This is a genomic window from Bacteroidota bacterium, assembly GCA_039111535.1.
In the GTDB taxonomy this organism is placed as follows: domain Bacteria; phylum Bacteroidota; class Rhodothermia; order Rhodothermales; family JAHQVL01; genus JBCCIM01.
Window position 1 is genome coordinate 1 of sequence record JBCCIM010000135.1, and the last position, 18654, is coordinate 18654.

17 protein-coding genes and 1 pseudogene are annotated in these 18654 nt (G+C 51.3%); 9 read left to right on the forward strand and 9 right to left on the reverse strand.

Features of this window, described 5'->3' with window-relative positions; genetic code table 11:
- Together AAF564_18315 and AAF564_18320 are read left to right on the forward strand one after the other, a co-directional pair.
- On the forward strand, positions 1 to 241 hold a 241-nt coding region (locus AAF564_18315; GenBank protein MEM8487511.1), incomplete at its 5' end, for a TRAP transporter small permease.
- Positions 238 to 891 (forward strand): annotated as a pseudogene (locus AAF564_18320) (TRAP transporter large permease subunit). The gene AAF564_18315 and the pseudogene AAF564_18320, both read left to right, overlap by 4 nt.
- On the opposite strand, the gene AAF564_18325 reads toward AAF564_18320, so the two are convergent.
- The 4 genes from AAF564_18325 to AAF564_18340 all read right to left on the reverse strand — a co-directional run bounded on the left by AAF564_18325 (position 788) and on the right by AAF564_18340 (position 5712).
- The gene (locus AAF564_18325; protein MEM8487512.1) at positions 788 to 2197 is read right to left on the reverse strand and encodes a hypothetical protein; all 1410 of its coding nucleotides are present in this window, start codon (positions 2195 to 2197) and stop codon (positions 788 to 790) included. The pseudogene AAF564_18320 and the gene AAF564_18325 sit on opposite strands and share 104 nt — an antisense overlap.
- 73 nt (positions 2198 to 2270) lie before the next feature.
- On the reverse strand, positions 2271 to 2960 hold the full coding sequence (locus AAF564_18330; protein MEM8487513.1) for a DUF305 domain-containing protein: 690 nt from the start codon (positions 2958 to 2960) through the stop codon (positions 2271 to 2273).
- 233 nt (positions 2961 to 3193) lie between these two features.
- On the reverse strand, positions 3194 to 4210 hold the full coding sequence (locus AAF564_18335; GenBank protein ID MEM8487514.1) for a kelch repeat-containing protein: 1017 nt from the start codon (positions 4208 to 4210) through the stop codon (positions 3194 to 3196).
- Between the two features lie 272 nt (positions 4211 to 4482).
- A complete protein-coding gene (locus AAF564_18340) occupies positions 4483 to 5712 on the reverse strand; it encodes an endonuclease/exonuclease/phosphatase family protein (GenBank protein ID MEM8487515.1) in 1230 nt (409 codons plus the stop codon).
- Positions 5713 to 6322: 610 nt separating this feature from the next.
- Here AAF564_18340 and AAF564_18345 point away from each other — a divergent pair.
- The 7 genes from AAF564_18345 to AAF564_18375 all read left to right on the forward strand — a co-directional run bounded on the left by AAF564_18345 (position 6323) and on the right by AAF564_18375 (position 14104).
- Entirely contained in the window at positions 6323 to 8218 is a 1896-nt protein-coding gene (locus AAF564_18345) for a DNA/RNA non-specific endonuclease (GenBank protein ID MEM8487516.1), read from the forward strand.
- Between the two features lie 6 nt (positions 8219 to 8224).
- Complete coding sequence (locus tag AAF564_18350) at positions 8225 to 9976, forward strand: trypsin-like peptidase domain-containing protein (GenBank protein MEM8487517.1); 1752 nt, start codon at positions 8225 to 8227, stop codon at positions 9974 to 9976.
- Between the two features lie 195 nt (positions 9977 to 10171).
- Positions 10172 to 10804, forward strand: a complete 633-nt coding sequence (locus AAF564_18355; GenBank protein ID MEM8487518.1) for a hypothetical protein — start codon at positions 10172 to 10174, stop codon at positions 10802 to 10804.
- 99 nt (positions 10805 to 10903) lie between these two features.
- Positions 10904 to 11512, forward strand: coding sequence for an MBL fold metallo-hydrolase (locus AAF564_18360; protein ID MEM8487519.1), 609 nt, complete (start codon positions 10904 to 10906; stop codon positions 11510 to 11512).
- Positions 11513 to 11736: 224 nt separating this feature from the next.
- On the forward strand, positions 11737 to 12624 hold the full coding sequence (locus AAF564_18365) for a lysostaphin resistance A-like protein (GenBank protein ID MEM8487520.1): 888 nt from the start codon (positions 11737 to 11739) through the stop codon (positions 12622 to 12624).
- Positions 12625 to 12782: 158 nt separating this feature from the next.
- Positions 12783 to 13253 (forward strand): DUF1456 family protein, encoded by a 471-nt coding sequence (locus AAF564_18370; protein MEM8487521.1) that lies wholly within the window; start codon positions 12783 to 12785, stop codon positions 13251 to 13253.
- Positions 13254 to 13459: 206 nt separating this feature from the next.
- Entirely contained in the window at positions 13460 to 14104 is a 645-nt protein-coding gene (locus AAF564_18375; protein MEM8487522.1) for a hypothetical protein, read from the forward strand.
- Positions 14105 to 14159: 55 nt separating this feature from the next.
- Here AAF564_18375 and AAF564_18380 read toward each other — a convergent pair whose 3' ends face one another.
- The 5 genes from AAF564_18380 to AAF564_18400 form a co-directional block, all read right to left on the reverse strand.
- Positions 14160 to 14450: a hypothetical protein gene (locus AAF564_18380; GenBank protein ID MEM8487523.1), complete on the reverse strand. Its 291-nt coding sequence runs from the start codon at positions 14448 to 14450 to the stop codon at positions 14160 to 14162.
- A gap of 194 nt (positions 14451 to 14644) precedes the next feature.
- Entirely contained in the window at positions 14645 to 15403 is a 759-nt protein-coding gene (locus AAF564_18385; GenBank protein ID MEM8487524.1) for an SDR family oxidoreductase, read from the reverse strand.
- A 12-nt stretch (positions 15404 to 15415) separates the two neighbouring features.
- Positions 15416 to 16603, reverse strand: coding sequence for a DUF2914 domain-containing protein (locus AAF564_18390; protein MEM8487525.1), 1188 nt, complete (start codon positions 16601 to 16603; stop codon positions 15416 to 15418).
- A 128-nt stretch (positions 16604 to 16731) separates the two neighbouring features.
- Positions 16732 to 17262 carry a DUF2480 family protein gene (locus AAF564_18395; protein MEM8487526.1) on the reverse strand — a complete coding sequence of 177 codons (531 nt, stop codon included), beginning with the start codon at positions 17260 to 17262 and terminating at the stop codon, positions 16732 to 16734.
- A 12-nt stretch (positions 17263 to 17274) separates the two neighbouring features.
- Complete coding sequence (locus AAF564_18400; GenBank protein MEM8487527.1) at positions 17275 to 18513, reverse strand: hypothetical protein; 1239 nt, start codon at positions 18511 to 18513, stop codon at positions 17275 to 17277.
- Positions 18514 to 18654: the final 141 nt, after the last annotated feature.

An 18654-nucleotide genomic window follows, 5' to 3' on the forward strand; every position in this document is an offset into this window, starting at 1 on the left:
CGCTGAAAGCTTCGCGATCATCATGCTGTTCGTGTTTGCCGGTGTTGCCTGCTACTACGGTTACCAGTTGTGGTTGAAGGCGACGCTGGCTGGTCACACGACAGACACCTACCTTGCACCGCCGAAAATGGTGACCCATGCGCCCGTGTGGGTGGGTAGTGCGCTACTCATGCTGCAGGGTGCTGTTCAACTCTACCGCGTGTGGGCCGACGACGAGTCGACCCAAGGGACGCACCCATAGAGACGGTACTCATCCTCGTCGCGCTCTTGGCGCTGCTGCTGATTCGCACGCCGGTCGCGATCACGCTGGGCGCGCTCGGGGTAATCTTGCTCGCGCTAAAGGGTTTTCCACTCGTTGCGGTTCCGCAGCGATTGCACGGCTCTATGGACAGTTTCGAACTGTTGGCTGTGCCGATGTTCCTGCTGATGTCCAATGTGCTGCTCAAAGGTGGTGTCGGGCGGGATCTGTACGCGGCCGTGCAGAGCTGGGTAGGTCATTGGCCCGGCGGACTCGGCGTTGCAACCATACTCTCGTGCACGTTGTTTTCAGCTATCTCCGGCTCATCGGTTGCAACCGCTGCAACCATCGGCACCGTGGCCATCCCCGAGATGTCGCAGCGCGGCTACGACAAACCCTTTGTCTACGGCATGTTGGCTGCAGGGGGGACACTGGGCATTCTGATACCGCCATCGATACCGTTGATTATTTACGGTGTGGTTACAGAGAGTTCCATTCCGACCTTGTTTCTCGCTGGTGTCGGCCCTGGGCTCTTCCTGGCCTTTGCGTTCATCGTCTACGGCGTCTTGTTCTCGCGGTTCTCCGGCGCCTACCTTGCGATACCGCGCGCGACGTGGGGCGAACGCGCGCGTGCGTCTTTGTTGGCTTTGCCATGATATCGCGCCCAGGGACCGGAATGAGCGAGCCGTTGTGTGCAACGCAGTTCTCGGTTTCAGTCTGTGGCACCGGCAGCTTGTAGTAGCTCGCCAGTTCCATGTCACCATCCTGGCCAATACGGAAGATGGCATTGGCACCCCAAGTGGCTGGATCTGTGGACCGGCAGCGCGGTGCCCTGCCGCCACCCCATTCATCTGTAAAAACGACAACATCACCGTCGTTGTTAAAGGTAGCTGAATGCCAGTAGGCAAAGTTCGGGTCAACCCGTTCACTAATCCGACGGGGGTTTGCGGCATCTGAGATATCGAGAAGGATACCGTTTCCAGAGCATGCCCCACCCGCGAGGCCAATACCGGGATACGCGGTGATATCGTGGCAACGATTGGTGATCCGCGTGGACTGCGTGCCCTCCCCATGGTTGCCTCCTTGCCATAATCCGTCGATCTGGCCTTCTTCGTTGGCAAAGATACGTGGCATGTTCACAATCTCGGCCGCAGCCGGATTAGCTAATGGCACTTTCACAACCTCGATCCGGAAAAGTGATGTATTTGGATCTTCGTCGGGGTCTGCGCTGGAGCAACCCGGTAGCTCAGCACCCGGGCGCACCCGACTCGTGCCCTGGATGTAAACGTAGATGTTTTCGGTGTCGCCAGGCTCTGTGACAATTGTGTGCGTGTGTGATCCGCGGCAAGACTGTACGGCGGCCACTTGTGTTGGATTGGCCATGTCCGAAACATCGAAAATGCGCACGCCCCGCATGCGTTCAGCAGAAATCGAATCGGCAACGCCTTCAATCCCACAGTCCAGCCGACCCCGGGTCTCTTGCGCCGACATTACGATCAGATCCCCGTAAACCGACACGTCTCCCTGGCCGCCGGGACAAACCACCGACAGCTCGTAAACGGGGTCTTTCGGGTTACTGATGTCGATGACCTGGAAACCATTGTAGTTTCCCTGGATTAACCGGTTACCCCGGAAGGCCAGATCCGTGTTATTGAACCGCCGGTCAGCTTGCCTGTCAGGGTTGAAGAAGCCTTCAGCCCGCGGGATCGCTGCGAGAAGTTCGAGGCCGCTGATTGCGGTCTCAGCATCTGCCCAGCCGGCACCAAGTCCGATCCGCGGATCGTTTGGGTCCCAGTCGAGGCTGGGAGGGCTCGGCGCAACTGGTGGCTGCGGCGCGGCGTTGGGTATCTCTGCAACGTCTGTCTCCTGCGCCTTGGCGTCCATGTTGATGAACACGGTAGCGACCAGTGCCGCCATAACCAGGAGGCCACGGCCCCATACATGACCGAAGTCCTTCATAGTATACCTCTCCTTGGGTTGAAGTTTAAATTTGCAATGGGGTGATGCCGTTTTACAGGCTTGTGGGTGCTTGTTAGCGCAACGCCTCCAGGAGCGCGCGCATCCGATTAATTTCCATTTGCTGATCCGAGTCGACCTCTTCGGCAAACTGGAAGATTGTTGACTCCTGCGCTGCACCAGCACTATTGAACAGGGTTTCCACCATATCGATGGCCCCCTGATGATGCTGTATCATCCCCTCGAGGAAGAGCCGGTCGAATACGGTCCCACGGGCCTGCGAGAGGGCTTCCATCTGCTCCTCGGTAAGCATGCCGGGCATCACATGGAGTCCGCCTACCATGTCAGGGTGCATACCGCCGTGGTGCATTGCGCCCATTGGCATCTCGATGGATTGTCCCCGCTCGGTGAGCCACACCTCCATCAATTTGATCTCGTCTCGCTGCGAAATTTCCATGCGCAATGCCATCTGACGGACGGCATTGGTTGCAGCATATTTATGGACGAGCGCTGTCATCTGGAGCGCTTGCTGATGATGCGGGATCATGCCTTGCATGAAAAGGACATCTGCTTCCGTATATGCCACGCCGGCGACATTATCGAGCTCCTCAAGCGCAAAGACACTACTAGCCTCACCGGGAGCACCCGGTTGGACAACACGCGGACCGTCAGTCGGCGCCGGCATGGACGCATCTTTCGAGCCACTGCATGCCGCGACTGCGCCCACTGACAGGAAAAGCATGACATACGATATAGCGCGATTCAATATAGTTCGGTGTTTGGTACGCGCAGCGTCTGTCATGTTGATTGTATTACGTATAGCAGATTGAGAATTAGCTATGATCAGAGCCCGTTCCCGCTACGGTGGGGAAGTTTAGAAAAACGAATCGAATATACTAAATTTACAGGATAACGAATCAATCAGCGAGCCGCTCGTCGCAAAAGGGGTTAGCATGCTGTAGCCAGGTGTCGGCGGTTACTAATACGCCCACCTTTCGATCATCGAGCATAGACGGACAGCCGATTGGATGTCCCAGACCCACCGGCTTGCGTCGCCCCCGCAAGCACAAACACTTCCTCGCCCACCGTCACAGCCCCAAGGCCGTGACGCGGCACCGGCATGTCAGCAATCGATGACCAAGCATCGGTAGCCGGGTCGTACATCCAACACTCGCTGTACACGCCCCCACCAGTATTATTGAAAAACTCTCCGCCAAATACGTACAGACGCCCTTCCAGTGCTGCTGCTGCGATTCCACCTTGTGCATTCGGCATGGGGGCAAGCATACGCCACTGGCCCGTCACAGGATCAAACACTTCATTGGCAGTAACATTGCCTCCACCAACCACACGGCCACCAACGACATACAGTTTCCCATCGATTACCGCACCGGCTCCACTGTTTCGCCGCGTTGATGCGGCCTGGCCAAACGACACATTCAAAGTTGTAGGATCAAAGACCTGAAGGCTGTCTATATCTCCCTGATCGTTCCAATTGGCATTCTGCGCCCCAACAGGTGCTCGCCCCGAGGCAATGTAGATCTTGCCTCCAATGTACGCCGCAACTGTTTCGGACTGCGGGATGAGCAACTCAGCGACTTTATCCCACGAACCGGTCGTCTCGTCCAATCGGAAAATGTCTTTACTGGCACTCCATTGCCCCCCGTTCGCAACGATGAACCCGCCGATCGAGAAGAGCGCTGTGCCAGTTGACACGAGATAAGGATGATGGCGCGGTGCCGGCAATGAAGGCCCCTGACTCCACCGGTCAGCTGCTGGGTTGTAAATATAGACCCGATCGGAAATGCCCTGATCAGCAGGATCCACGTCCGGACTAAATCCACCCGCCAAATATATTTGACCATTATGCAAAGCAGGATAAACTTCCTGCACCCGATACGGGATGTCCGTCCGGGCCTCCCAGGATTCTTGTAGCGTTTCGGAGGGCTGCGTGTCAGAGTCGACTGTCGTGGCACAGGCAGCAGCGACAATCAGCGAGAAAAACAGAATCCGCATGTAATCACTTTCGTCTGGAGTGTTAAAAACTGAGCAGGCAATAACTCGACTTGATCAGTATAGCGTCTGCACCTGCAATCCGCAAAAGGAATTCCTTGAAAACATCTATTCTAGAAGCTTCGTGAACGATTACGATAGAATTACCGGCTCGTGTGACGGATTTTACCAGCGATGATCGCCAGACCAGCGCGATCAAGTGCCCATTTTGCTAGCGCTATTTCGGCGGGCAGATGCTGATTAATTAAGCACCTTAGAAAGTAAGCTCACATGATTCATTGTGCCACCTGAATGTCAATCCACACCGGAAAGTGATCGCTGACCTCAACATCAAACGCCGGCGGCCGGCGCCACACACCACCATCGACAACCTTTGTGGTACTTGAGGGCAACACATAATCAGCCCGCAACCCCCACGTTGCGGTGTCATCAGGATCTAAGTCAGGAAAGAGCGTGCGCCCCATCGAATCAGCAGAAGGCACGTATGCGCCTTCGATGCGGGGATGCGCTAGCAGAAAGGTACCAATGGGGTCGTCAATGGAAGACCCCTCATCTGGATCAGCATTCAGATCCCCCATCACCACGAACGCAGCACCAGCGGGCAGTCCACCAGGTTGTCCATTGTCATCAACGATATACGACGCATTGTCCAGGTAATCGCCCCAAAAGCGAATTTCATCGTGATTGCGTCGTTTGTTGCGGCCCTCTTCTCCATCAAACGCTGGCGGTGTTGGGTGGCTGGCAAGGATGTGGATTACTTGACCATCAGGTAACCGAACAGGCACATCCCAGTGACTCTTCGAACTCAACCTAAACGCTTCGCCAACAGGCCCTTCGTACCAGAGCTCATCGGTGCCCGGCTGTAGAGGAAGCAACGCATCCGGCATGGCTTGCCAGGGCAAGAGGCGAAACGTGCGCACGGAGTCGTGCATGATTGTTAGACCTTCGCGTACGTAGAGTGCCATACCGTACTGCCCGGGAAACATGCCAAAGCCCCACGCATCCCCACCATATGTTCGCCCTTCAGCAGTTTGCCGCGCTGGTTTGCCATCCGGACCGGGAGCTGGGACCTCGGGAATTGCATCGAGCACTTCAGTACTTCGATCCAAATCATACCCACTGGCGATGCCTGTATTGGTCGGTGCCGTAAACACCTCGTACCGGAGCGCCTTCGCATCAGCTTGCTGTGCACGTTCGAGAAACGTGCGCGCAAATCTGGTAGCATTACTCCCCACCTCATCTCCTTCCTCAAACCCAGGCGTGCCCGGTTGATCGTAGGTAATCTCGTTGATGAGGAGTATGTCCGCTTGAAGCTCCTGCAAAACAGAAGCTGCAGCCTTCAGGCGAGGCTGATCGGGATTCTTCAGGTCTTGTACACGGGTGTCCTCGATGTTGTAAGTAGCGACGCGCAGCGTAGTGGGCGCCGACGGTGTGCAAGAGAAAGAGAGCAAACCGACTACTATGAATAGACAAAGAGAGCAGCCGCGTACTAGTTTTATAATCATTGCGTTCATCGCGATTAATGCTCGTACTGTCGAAAAACGAAGGCAGGTCAGGGAGAATTGGGTACCTATTAATATAGTACGTTCAATCCAGGTTAAGGAAGAAATTACGGTTGGGGAATTAGTCAATACAATAGTGGTTATGCATACTCAACATTGTAATACCCTTTTTTATTCTGTGACAGGCTTCTCATGTAAGCTCTGAGCCGATAAGAAAGATGTGAGGTGCCGTTTATCAACTCCGCCATATATGCTAAGAAGAGTTGCTCATTTACCAGTTACCTATTACCGATAACTCACCCAGATACCATATCCCGGCGCAACCACGCGTATCCCAATCAAGACCGGCGGATTCAGGTGCCCGGTATCACCAGATCCAATGTTAGCTTCGCAATTTCGACAACACACCAGTTAATCGCCTCTTCGGAACGCTCTACGCTTTGCTACAGCATTTTAGGGCAAACTTACCGATAATGTTCTCATTATCCCTCTAAAATAGTAGAAACACAGTATTGCCTTAACATCTAAATAAGCTATTTTACAGCAAAGGACGGTTATAATTAAAGCTTTAGTATCCTAAAAAAGCTCGACACGTGAATACATTTTTAGAATTATGAGCCGGCAGCTTGAATACATTAGTCGCTCTACAAAGAAGTACAAAGAATCCGTAGAGAAACTCTGGGAAACCTATCGCACCGACTTACCCAACAAAGACGAGAGCGTCCTACACGTTGCCAGAGGTGATGTGGAGCCTGAGAGCATTGCTGGGGGGTATGAAAGCCCGCAATTCCATGAATTTGAAGCCATAATCCTGGCAAAGTTGCGCCCAGCCTATTTCATCATTGATGACTTAATCAAGATGAGCAATAGCCCGGTTGAAGAAGATGACGAACTGGTTTGCGCCATTGTAGAGCAGAAAGAAAAACTGGAAAAAATCGCCCGTAGTGTGGGCCGCGTTGACCTCTTCAACCATTGGAGCCAGCGTTACGCCGGTACCGGCTGGCTAATAGACGACAACATAGCTGTAACAAACCGCCATGTAGCACGCATTTTTGCCGAAACGGGATGGGCAGGTAGTTACCGATTCAAGAAAGGGACTTTCAACGAAGAGATGGAAGTACGACTTGACTACGCGCGACAGCATGACTGCGGTATGAAACGGCGTGCAGATGTTCTTGAAGTGCTGTATATCGCAAAAGCCAGAGAAGCCGATATCGCATTTCTTAGGGTAGAAACGAGGGGTGATGTAGAACCAATCCCGTTGCTTGAATGGTCTCCGAGTTCTGGTGCACCTATCGCGGTGATCGGTTATCCTGCCAAGGATGGTGGGCGTAATGATCCTGCACTAATGGAACGCTTATTTGGTGATGTATATGATGTCAAGCGGTTTGCCCCAGGCTATGTTGTAGGAACAGAAGAAAACGGCGTAATAGTAACAAGCGACTACACATCTCTGGGCGGAAATTCAGGGTCACCAGTTATAGACCTCGAGACGGGCAAAGCCGCCGCCCTCCATTTTGCAGGTGCATTTCGTGATGTAAATCATGCTGTTGCCGCCGATATTGTCGCTGCCGCTAGGGCAAGAATTGTCACAAAGATTACTGTTAAAACTCCTAAGAAAGAGCCTTCTTCAGTCAAAACTGCTTTTGAAAATCGCGAGGGGTATCAGGCCAGTTTCTTAGGTGACGGAGAACTTGCAGTGCCGTTACCCAGCCTCGGCCCCTGGGCGTCTGATGTCGCACCCGTTTCGGACGATGAAAATAATATTCTTAAGTACCGCCACTTCTCCGTTTTCCAATCCGCAACGAGACGTTTACCGCTTATGACAGCGGTTAATATAGATGGAGAAAAAGCATTCAAACTTAAGCGGAAGGGAAGTTGGCGTCTCGACAAACGTATTGCAAAAACACATCAAGTTGGCAATGCCATCTACGTCAATAATCCGCTTGACAAAGGGCACTTGGTCCGCAGAATGGACCCGGGCTGGGGTAAAACCCAGAAAGAAGCGATGGAAGGCGAAACAGACACCTTCCATTATACGGTCTGTGCGCCACAGCACTCAAACCTAAACCAAAGAGAATGGCTGGGCCTTGAAGACTATATCCTTGAAGCCACCAGGACAAAAGGTTTCAAGGCTAGCGTATTTACCGGTCCTGTATTCAGAGACGAGGACAAAACACTCCGTAACCAACCCGGTGCCGAGGACATAGCAATCCCAGAAGAATTCTGGAAAATAGCGGTAATAGTGAATGCGGAAACAGGGAAACTGAGCGCAACTGGATACATCCTCTCCCATGGTAAAATGATTCGTAATCTTACAGAGGCTGCCTTTGTCTACGGAGAATACGAAACCTACCAGGTGCAAATCGCCAAAATAGAATCAGAAACCGGGCTAGACTTTGGAAAATTGCGAGATGCCGACCCGCTCGGCCCGGTCCTCGATGTTGAAGCACCGTTCGATGCGGTCATACGCCGCATCTCAGGCCCAGACACTCTTAAGCTCGCATAGGTACATATGTCTTTTGACAATTTAAGCGACCGTTTTCTGAAAGATGCTGCTGTCTTTGGGCCTAGCGCTTTGGACGAGCACATAGAGCGCCTGGCCAAACTTATTAAGGCAGGCAAAGGCCCGACAAGAAAAGAGGGAGAGACGCTCCTCAAGCAACTGCGTGGCGAGCGTTGTTTCAAGGCCATGCTCAGTGTGGCATCGTTGCTCGGCAACAATTTGTCAGCAATGGGACGCATTTATCAGGCACAAGCTCTGATAGAACAAGAAAATGATGACCGACTTAACCTTGTACGCGATAATCTCAAGCAAATTCAGCAAGACCTTCAAGCAGGCAAACTGGATAGAGATTTTCATGGCATTCCAACACAACAGAAGGAGGCTCGACGAAAAATACGCAGTGAAACTTTAGGCCTATTAGGCCGGCTCTATAAGCAAGAATTTGTATCTGCACATGCGCGGGGTGAAAAAGACGAGGCTGCACAACACCTCAGAGATTCCATGTTTTATCACCAACAAGGTTTTGAACTTAACGAAGCATGGCATGGCGCTAATCTTGTAGCACTTGCATGGCGCGCAGATCAAGAAAACATCGCACTGGGCCGGCTAAAAAAAGCTGCAGTGATCGCAGTTGAACTTGAGAATAAGTTGAGCCCTGCAGAGTCGCTCAGTCCATGGAAGCTCGCAGCACTGGCACAGGCCAAAATGGCATTGGGGCGATGGGATGAAGGCCTGACACTTTATCGACGCTATCTTCAAACGCTCCAGACCTTTGCTGGAGCTGGGGCAGCGTTCATTTTAATGGGCGATCTGCGGCAGCTTCAAGAAATATGGAAAATAGACCAAGAAGGTGAAGGCCCACGGCTTTCAATCCTTCACGAACTTTCCCAACGCATATTAACACACCCAGACGGTTCAGTCGAACTGACTTCTGATACCCTTCAAAGCTTTACGACTGAAGCAGACTCACCCTCTTTTAACACTTCCTATCAGCCCGAGGCGATATTTGATGATGATCGAAACATGTACCTCTACTCAGTACTGGAAGACCTCAGTTGTCAGGCCAAGGCTATTTGTCGCGTGCGCGACAGATCGGCTAACCTGAGACAAAAGGGAGGTACAGGTTTCCTTGTACATGGAGAAGCAATTGGGGCTTCACACAACGGCCCCGTTCTAGTTACAGCCGCCCATGTTTTGGCTACTGAAGAAGTCTATGAGGCAGGAACCCTTGTAGCCAATGAGGCTGAAGTCTTTTTTGAGACCTGGAAAGAAAGCGAAGCAGATTGCACATTCTCGATAGGCAAATGTATATGGGAATCTCCACCGCATGCATATGACGTTTCGGTATGGCATGTAAAAGATCTCCCTCAAGACGCCCAAGTTGTTGATGTATACCAAAAAGCCAATCCCTATCCCCGCCCAAACAACAATACGAATCAGTATTTTGGCACAGTCGTACCTATAGGTCATCCAGGTGGCCGCAGTCTTACTTGGACACTTGGAAGTAACGAGGTCCTGGATCACGACCTACATCGAGACCAAGGATCCCCTCGTGTTGTGCACTACAAGGCAAATACAGAAGGAGGAAGTTCAGGATGCCCGGTTTTTGATCGCAGTGGCAAAGTCGTTTCCATCCACCGCGCTTTCACCCGAAACCCAATCCCAGGCAGTCCTAAAAACTATTCTGATGGCTATAGCGCCAATGAAGGGATAGGAATTTACTCTGCTGCGAGGGCATGTAGATCATCAAGAAATATTTAGTTCTTGATGATAAGCCTCCAATCATACAGTGAAAACAGCTCTCTACTTTTCGCATGCAATTTTAACCCCTTAACAGGGCGCTTTCAGCGTCGGTATCCGTTCTTTTAGGATCTGTGCTTGGGAGGATTGCTTTCGTTAGACGGGGAGCAGGGCTTAGACTTCAACAGCTAATTACATCTTCTTAGGTTTTGCATCATGCTAAAATCTAGCATAACAGTGCTGATGCTTTCTCATGTCCTTGCTATGCCGGCACAAGCTCAGTACAGTGACCTACTCCTGAGCGCTGGTCTTGCTAAAGGGGAGGCGGCGACATACCCAAGCATATACTCCTTCAGGCCAAGCAATCCGTATTGGTCAGTATCGCTTCTTCATGGCTTCTCCGCTCAGCCTAAGGTGGGCTTTCGCTATGGCGTCCGTTTCTTCCAAGTAAGCGGGTCAGAGGCAAGTTCAGATTACGTTTTCGTTGGAGATCTGAGGTTTGAGAACAAAGCTAGATTCAAGCATTTTTATCTTGGCATTCCTTTTTATGCGCAGTTCGGTAATGCATCTATGGCTTTCTTTTTTGGTCCTGAGTTCAATGTTCGTTTATCATCGAATAGATCACGTGATATACCTGTTGAACCGGATACAATGCTACCTCGATTACCTGGAGATCGTTTTAGCCGCCTAAACGTGCTCGCAGTCGTAGGCGCACGCATAGGTATAAAACTTGGCGCTCGAAGTTATTTTGTTCAGTTGCGTTACAGCAATGCTACTTCTATATATGGGCTAGCCGGCGTGTATGAAGAAACCATCGGCCTGAGCATTGGGACACGTTTTAAGCTGTAACTTCCTACAACACCACACACAGTGAACCATTCACCCAGGTGTGTTAAATCCCTGAGTGGTTTGTAGTGCTTTTTCACAAGCCTGGCAACATGTCACAATGTGGCTGATCTTTTCGATGGTTGGCAAGAAAGAGAACCTGACTGGCGCATACGACTTGATAAAACCTTCCAGGATCAACTCGCACAAGTCGAGCTATCGCTTCAAGACTTCGATTTCCACGCCTATTCGCACTTCGATTTTGATCATATAGGGGTAGCCAATGAAGTGGAAGGTGCAACGTTGATCATGCAACGTGGTGAATACGATGCAGCTTTTTCCGACAGTGCCAGTGTATTTGGGTATACCCCGGAATTATACAGCACCCTGAAGGAAGGAGAGCAGATCATCATTGATGGTGAACATGATGTTTTTGTGGACGCCAGCGTACGCTTGCTGCCGGCTTTTGGGCACACCCCCGGCCACCAGGTACTCTATGTTGAGTTGCCACAGACAGGTCCAGTTATCCTCGCAGGAGACCTCTATGTATTCCGCGTGGGTCGTGAACAACGGCGTGTACTTCCCATTGATAATGACTCAAATCAAAGCATCGTATCAATGGAGCGCCTCGAAAAATTTATTGAAGACACTGGTTCTACCCTCTGGATAGGGCACGATATGGCTCAGTACAACCAGGCTGAGACTGCCGCTGATGTCCTTACAATACATTAATATAACGGGTCCGCATTACAACGCCGCTGTCTGTACTAAATTGCTCAAAACAGAACAACGGAAATACGTAGACACGAAAAAACACAGAAAATGCCTCCAATTTCCAAATCGCATAAATAACCCAAACATGCAAAAAGGCACGCGTCAAAGCCTGGCATGTAACTCATTGATTGGCCTGAGCGTAGCACCACACAAATCCCCACGTTAATGGACATTGCCGCTACATGATGATTTCCTCTCGTTCAGAAAAGCATCCATCTTCAGCGGAATCATCGTTGACAACCGACGATAAAGCCACAACTCAAAACCAGCGATTGCCGGCACTTGGCCGTGTATTCCTCTTTTGGATGGGATACCTGGCGATCATTGCTTTGGGCGCACAGCCCAAACTCATGGCACCCGAACAATGGCAACAAATGACATGGGGACTCGTGAGTAGCCTGTTACTACTCCCCCTTGTGCTGCTCTTTGTACGATGGGAGAAAATTTCCTTTCGCCACATAGGAATGAAATTCAATGCAGGAAGTCTTTTGCGTGGCCTTGTCGGCACCCTGATCGGCATAACAATCTTTGGCGTTATTCTCCTGCTCATCGCATTGGCAGCCGGCGCAGGCGCTGTACAATTTGAATTGAATACGGGTTGGCAGCTTGGCGCCGTGGGAGGTATTCTCGCAACGACCTTCGCCCTCTCGTGTATGGAGGAAATTGGATTCAGAGGGTACTCTTTATGCATGATGGTTAATAGCCTCGGGCTTTGGCCGGCACAAATCATTGTTGTCATTGCCTTTGGCCTCTGCCATATCGCTTTTGGCTGGGGCTGGAACGCCGTGCTAATGGGCGTCATACCCGCTGCGCTGCTATTTGGTATGGGTGCCACAGCCTCACGTGGTCTGGCTATGCCCATTGGCTTACACGCCGGCGTTAATCTCGCCCAGTGGGCCATTAGCGAAGACAGAGCCAATCCCGATGGTATTTGGATGCTTATCATCAGTGAAGAGGCGCAATCCTATGTAGCGGCAATCTCGCCCTTCATCAACATTGGCGTTATCTTGCTCGCAACAGGTGCGTTTTGGTACTGGCACAAAACCCGGCCAGTCGAACAACGCAACTAACCGCTTTTCTCGCGCGGTTGTCATCTACAGCACGCACACTTTTCAGACCGCTGGATGAATCATTCGTTTGCCGGCGTAGTTTTGTTGTGCTGCCGCATTGAAACAGTGAAGCATAAAGCCCACTGATCATTCCCGCCTTTTTAATACCATCGACCAAAATGACCAATAACGACGTCTTGCGCCGTGTTCGCTACACTTTTGATTTTGATGACTCAAAAATGATTGCCATCTTTGGCGCAGCAGATCACGTGGTAACGCGGAGCCAGGTCAGCGACTGGTTGAAGAAAGAAGAAGACGAAGCGTATCAGGCGTGCAGCGATACTGAGCTGGCAATTTTCCTGAACGGCTTGATCAACGAGATGCGTGGCAAAAAAGACGGACCGCAACCCATACCAGAGAATCGCCTAACCAACAACCTCATTTTCATGAAGTTGAAAATTGCGCTGAACCTGAAAGCGGATGACGTATTGGAAATTCTCGAGATGGCCAACATCCGCATAAGTAAACATGAGCTAAGCGCCTTTTTTCGCAAACCCGGCAACCGGCATTACCGCACGTGTAAAGACCAGATTCTGCGCAATTTCCTGGCCGGCATGCAGCAGAAGTACCGCGACAATAAGCAAACCTAGCCAATGCCAGCAGGCCAGCTATTCTTTGATCCTGCATCGTCACCCAATCAATCAGGTAGCCTGTCTGGTGGCTCCGCTATAGCATGGAATCATCTGGTAACACTAAAAACCGTTTGGCGTCGGCATTGTATAACAACCTCATGCATCAATGATTTAGAACATCACCGATCATGATCTGACCTAAAAAACCTCAACCCTGCACTTTCATGCGACTATCGGGATATTTGTTGCTCTTTTTTAGTCTTTGCCCAAGTGCGCGTGCACAGCCCGCCTCTTTTCATCTCGAGTCGGGGGTAGCAACAGGTCAGCCTTTTTATCAATGTGGATATGGAACTGTAGGATCAATTACATCGAAAGTCGCGCTGAGCTTTAAAATCGGAGCCACGTTCCCCATCAAGCCATCTTTACAGTTGAACTCGGGAATACGCTATACGCCCTTCTCTTGCAAGGCTACCCTTGTAGCTTTATATAACGACCAAATCGGAATTGCCAGTGGCACACAACAAACAAAACAACATCTCTTAGCCATTCCGCTACATCTAAAAATAGCTCTTGGACGCGGATACCTATTATACGGCCCGGACATTGTTCTACTGGCACATGCACGACAGATGAACACCTGGGAGGAATGGACTACATTCCAATCAGCATCTAGCAATCGCAACAGAGATTTTGCCAGGCTCAATGTGATGTTTTCGCTCGGCGCGGGGCTAGAGTTTCGCCTTCATACGCAAACTGTGTACGTGCAATTGCTCATTAGTCGCGTGGCGTACAGCTACAATGAAAACAAACGTGCTTATGTCTCAGGCTACCAACAGGAACTGTATCTGAGTATGGGAATCCGGCTATAATAAACGGGTGATATCGGAAGCCGAACAATGGACCTGAATTCAACAAAAGATTCTGTTAAGCGCCGGCGATTTCCCTGCTCAATTTTTTGATTGTTTGGGAGGTCGCCCTTCGCAACCGCCCCAGGTTACCCAGCCATGCCGTCCATGCCATGGTTTTGATATTTTTATCACCAAGCGATTTGATATGGCACATGGTTTCGATTCTTTCTGCTGCCTCCAGCTGAAGCTTCAGGTTTGATTGAACGGCCAGTTCAAGCTCAAGCGCTTCAGCATCTTTTACATGGCCATTCTCCCGCAGAATGGCAGCGACCTTTGTCCCTTCCCGCATCAATGCTGTCTCGTTCATCTTTGGATAAGCCTCTGTGCCGTTTTCATCGTTTGCGGACTAACTCTGCATGTGCATCAGGCAGAAGGTCAAACAAGCTAGCTTCCGTTTTCCACTACACCGTCCCTGCCTGGCCAGACTGAATCAAGTCCAGCATCAAGTCCAGCATCACGATCAGATCAAAAAACACGCCCAAAGTAAATTGTCCACATGCCCTAGTGCGCGTAGCTGCCGGCATTAACATCAATCGACGTGCCGGTAGCATGATCTGCCATTCCGCTCGCCAGCAGCACAACCAGTGGCGCGATGTCTGCCGGCTCCGTCAACCGGTTCAGCGCGATGTCATCCCGGACGTAGTCTTCACCATAGGTCTCGATAAAATCTGCCGCCATATCTGTCCGTGTAAACCCAGGCGCAACAACAAAGGCCTTGATCTCATCTTTGCCAAAACCGCGCGCAACTGATTTGGTGAGCGCCACCATGCCGGCTTTAGATGCCGCATAGGTCATATAGTCTGGCTGATCGCCCCGAAAAGCAGCCCTTGAAGCAATGTTAACAATGCGGCCACCACCGTTGACTTGAAAGTGTGTGATGGCGTGCCGTGAAAGGAGTTCAGCCGCCATCAGGTTTACCAGCATGGTGTGTTGCCATCCGGCAAACCACGTTGCTGAATCTGCAGCCATTGGGATTTGCACAGATACACCGGCATTGTTTACCAGTACATCCAGCCGGCCCATTTCTGCAACCACACGTGCAAACAACGCATCACAAGCTTCAGGGTCTGCCAGATTGGCTCGTATCGCAAACGCACCGTTACCCAGCGCTGCAGCCAATGCTTCAGCCGGTGCAGCCGTATTGTTGTAGTGTACCGCCACGCGCGCGCCCGCTTCACCCATCGCCTGCGCAATGGCTTTGCCGATGCCTCGGCTTGCGCCGGTCACCAGTACGGTTTTCCCTGTAAGATCGATGTTCATGTTGCTGCCCGTTTACCTGTACGTCCGGGTCTGCACGGACGTCACCGTACTGTCCACCGGCACAATATCAAATCCAATACGCCCCAAGACCCGATCATCTTCCGTTTTCACGTCGATCCGCCAGGCGCCGGCCTCTACAAAGCGTTTGCGGGTGTATGTCCGGTACCCACCGCGCCGGCCCCCTTCGATGTCCACAGCAATGTGGTCTGTCTGTACCCAGTTGTCTTTCTCTTCATCAAAATGATGCCACGCGTGGTAGATATTGGTCTCCAGCTCAGCCGGCGCATAAATGGCTGCAAACCCAAAGACCGTATCCCCCTCTGCATAATAGAAGCGTTCGTCTGAATCCACCCAGAACTCGTACCACTGGGGCGTCGCATACGCCAGCACAAAATCATCCCCAGACCGCTCAACCCGGCGAAAAACATCCCCTTCCTTCAACGAAAGCGGCACCGGAGGAATCCAGTTCTGCATGTAAAACACGTTCAACATCACAAACAACCCCACCAAAATCGAGGCAATGTAGTACACTGGTCTTTTTCCCTCAAAGATGTTCTTCCGGTCTAGCAGATACAGCATCGCGCCGGTAATCCACAATCCGATCACACAGCTGATAATGAATATACCGTACCCCAGTTGCTTGAAAACAATGGGCAAGAAGAAAATAAAGAAAGAGACACAAGCCAGATAATACAGCGCAAATAGCAGGTACGGATTCAGCAGCCGGCTTTGCAAAAATTCGTTGGCAATCAGCAGGATCACCAGTATGACGATGAAAATCATACTTTCCGAAAAGAGGGATGTGCTCTGCAGGTAGAAAATGAAATAGGCGCTAAAGAGCGCGCCAAGGAAAAATTGAATGACTGCCGGATACCAGGTACGGTATTTCAACAACCAGGGTGTCTGAATTTCGCCACGCTCAACAATCAGCGCAGTAACGATAAGCGTTCCCAGTACGATGATGTAGATCAAAAGCAGGGACGTATCCAGGAGGGCATCAATACGATCAAGCGTTGCGCTATCCCAAGCCACACCTCCAAAAAAGAAGGCAGCAGGGACGTATCGCTGGTACTGCTTGTAAAAGGCAACAGACTTTACGGCGGTGGGGCTTGTACCGGACCAGGCTCTGATGCGGTTTTCCAGTCGATCAAAAAAGCCGGCTTCCTTATCCGGGTTCGGGGGGCCTTCCAATGCTTCCATACACTCCGCATGGGTAAAAACTTAGACGAACAGGCTGGCACCCAATATGCAAAATCCTGCGCTTAAATCTGTACCCTATCCACTCCTCTTGCCGGCATTTTTGCCAGAAATTGGCAATATATCCGGACTTACGCAGCAGAAACTTTCGGCCGGCGCCACAGCGGGACCGACGAACAGGGTTCGCCATACATCAGTTTGCGTGCTACCTGCTGTAGTTTCTGTGTCGCAGTCATGTATGCATCCATAGGCACAACCTTGTTGCCACACCCTTTGATGACCACAATCCGATCCTGGTACTTTGCCCAGTCGACTGATTCGAGGGCCCGCACAAAATGTCCGCGAATCACCGCTTCTTCTTCCCCAAATCCAACCACAAACGCGTGGCCTTCCAGCTTCGAAGCAATCAGCATGTATGCCCAGATGGGTACGATGGCGTCAGCAGAGCAGTGCACAGCAACCACTTTGCCAGCATACACTGCCCAGTCATGGGCCTTTACTTCCGGACGGAAATCTTTCTCTTTGAGGATCAGGCCCTGAAAAAGGAACGGGGCCAGGTCAAATGAAACTACCTCCGGGGTAGCACCATCAACCTGCCAGAGCGCGGCCAGGTCGAACACCTCGATATCACTTTCTGCAACACGGTTTACGATGGGCTCCATAACGTATCTATATTAAAATGTTTGATACCAGTCAGTAACAACCTGTTCAGCCAACTTCTTGTTTGGCGTAAACCCGCGATGGGTCATGCCGCCGCGGTCAAGGTAGCTCGGCCACTTCCACCAGTAGACCCCTTTTAACCAGTCTACATCCTTTAGTGCTTCAACCATGGCTTTGTAACACCGGGCCTGGTGTTCAGGATTCGCCGGCCCCTGCCGATCTTCCTGATACGGCAATTTCCAGGGCATATTGCTATTCGGATACCCCATCTCTGTGATGAGAATCGGCTTTTTGTACGTGTTGTAGACTTTTTCCATCCGCTGCACAACTGCGCGGGCGCCGGCAAGCAAATCAGCATCGGTGGGTTCGTCTAACTCCGACAACGGGTAGTAGCTGTTAACCCCGATGTAATCGAACGCATCCCAAAACGAGAGGCTTTCAAATTCTTCACCCCAATTCGGTGCATACACCAGTTGGCCGCTGTAGATGGCGCGTAGCTTGTTTGCAAAACCAGACCACCGCGCCTCATCCAGCATGGTGGCTTTGCTCATTTCATTGCCAATACAGAGGATGTCTGCCTCAAAAATTTCGGAGAGCAAGGCGTAATGGGTGATCCAATGCTCATAGTATTCAAAAAACTGCAGCCACTCTTCTTCAGTTGCCATTTCGATGTCACCGGGCCAGCTACCCCGCAACCAGATCTGCGGCTTGATCATCGTAGTAAAACCGATCGACTGTGCATAACGCGTGGCATGGGCAACAGCGCCATCGTTTTCATCGCCAGCCGTGTTGGCGAGGCGCAGTGGCACAGCTCGATTTGGGTCGCGCATGAACGTGTAGGGGATAACAGAAATTGCATCTGTCCCCATGTCTTTCAACTTGTCTATTGCGGCGTCGGCTTCTCGCGATCCGTAGCCATTGACGATACCGTATCCCTCATGTGCAAAGTTGAACCCGCGCTGGAAGCTGTTACCAGCCGGCACAGATCGCTTGGGTACGGGTTTATAGCGCGCCTGTCCAGCTTCCTGGCAGCGATCCCACATGTGAACGAGGTGCGGCCATTCTTCGGATCCAGGCTGCCAGGTGTTGTAGTTCTCCAGGAAGTTTTCTTTACCCCATTGCTCAATCATGCACGACACCATTTGGCCGGCCAGCACTTCACGAATTAGCGGTGAGGCAGCGCTGTATCGTGCGTTGTCGAGCATTGCGTCAATCGGCATAAATAGATCAGCATAAGCCAGCCGGTCTGCCATGTGGGTGTAGGGTTTACCAAAACGCGCTAAAAGTAGTCGTCCGGCTGCCTTGAACTACACTGTCAAAGTTACGGAAGTGGATGTTTCAGAGACAGGAAGACGAGACAAGATATCATCAATGAATGGGCGCTTTGTGTGATC

What these genes read in the sequence shown, in the direction of transcription:
- AAF564_18380 (MEM8487523.1), bottom strand. Translation starts at nt 14,450, where the DNA reads ATGAACGAGACAGCATTGATGCGGGAAGGGACAAAGGTCGCTGCCATT.
- AAF564_18350 (MEM8487517.1), top strand. Translation starts at nt 8,225, where the DNA reads ATGTCTTTTGACAATTTAAGCGACCGTTTTCTGAAAGATGCTGCTGTC.
- AAF564_18370 (MEM8487521.1), top strand. Translation starts at nt 12,783, where the DNA reads ATGACCAATAACGACGTCTTGCGCCGTGTTCGCTACACTTTTGATTTT.
- AAF564_18335 (MEM8487514.1), bottom strand. Translation starts at nt 4,210, where the DNA reads ATGCGGATTCTGTTTTTCTCGCTGATTGTCGCTGCTGCCTGTGCCACG.
- AAF564_18390 (MEM8487525.1), bottom strand. Translation starts at nt 16,603, where the DNA reads ATGGAAGCATTGGAAGGCCCCCCGAACCCGGATAAGGAAGCCGGCTTT.
- AAF564_18400 (MEM8487527.1), bottom strand. Translation starts at nt 18,513, where the DNA reads ATGGCAGACCGGCTGGCTTATGCTGATCTATTTATGCCGATTGACGCA.
- AAF564_18385 (MEM8487524.1), bottom strand. Translation starts at nt 15,403, where the DNA reads ATGAACATCGATCTTACAGGGAAAACCGTACTGGTGACCGGCGCAAGC.
- AAF564_18325 (MEM8487512.1), bottom strand. Translation starts at nt 2,197, where the DNA reads ATGAAGGACTTCGGTCATGTATGGGGCCGTGGCCTCCTGGTTATGGCG.
- AAF564_18340 (MEM8487515.1), bottom strand. Translation starts at nt 5,712, where the DNA reads ATGATTATAAAACTAGTACGCGGCTGCTCTCTTTGTCTATTCATAGTA.
- AAF564_18395 (MEM8487526.1), bottom strand. Translation starts at nt 17,262, where the DNA reads ATGGAGCCCATCGTAAACCGTGTTGCAGAAAGTGATATCGAGGTGTTC.
- AAF564_18345 (MEM8487516.1), top strand. Translation starts at nt 6,323, where the DNA reads ATGAGCCGGCAGCTTGAATACATTAGTCGCTCTACAAAGAAGTACAAA.
- AAF564_18375 (MEM8487522.1), top strand. Translation starts at nt 13,460, where the DNA reads ATGCGACTATCGGGATATTTGTTGCTCTTTTTTAGTCTTTGCCCAAGT.
- AAF564_18355 (MEM8487518.1), top strand. Translation starts at nt 10,172, where the DNA reads ATGCTAAAATCTAGCATAACAGTGCTGATGCTTTCTCATGTCCTTGCT.
- AAF564_18365 (MEM8487520.1), top strand. Translation starts at nt 11,737, where the DNA reads ATGATGATTTCCTCTCGTTCAGAAAAGCATCCATCTTCAGCGGAATCA.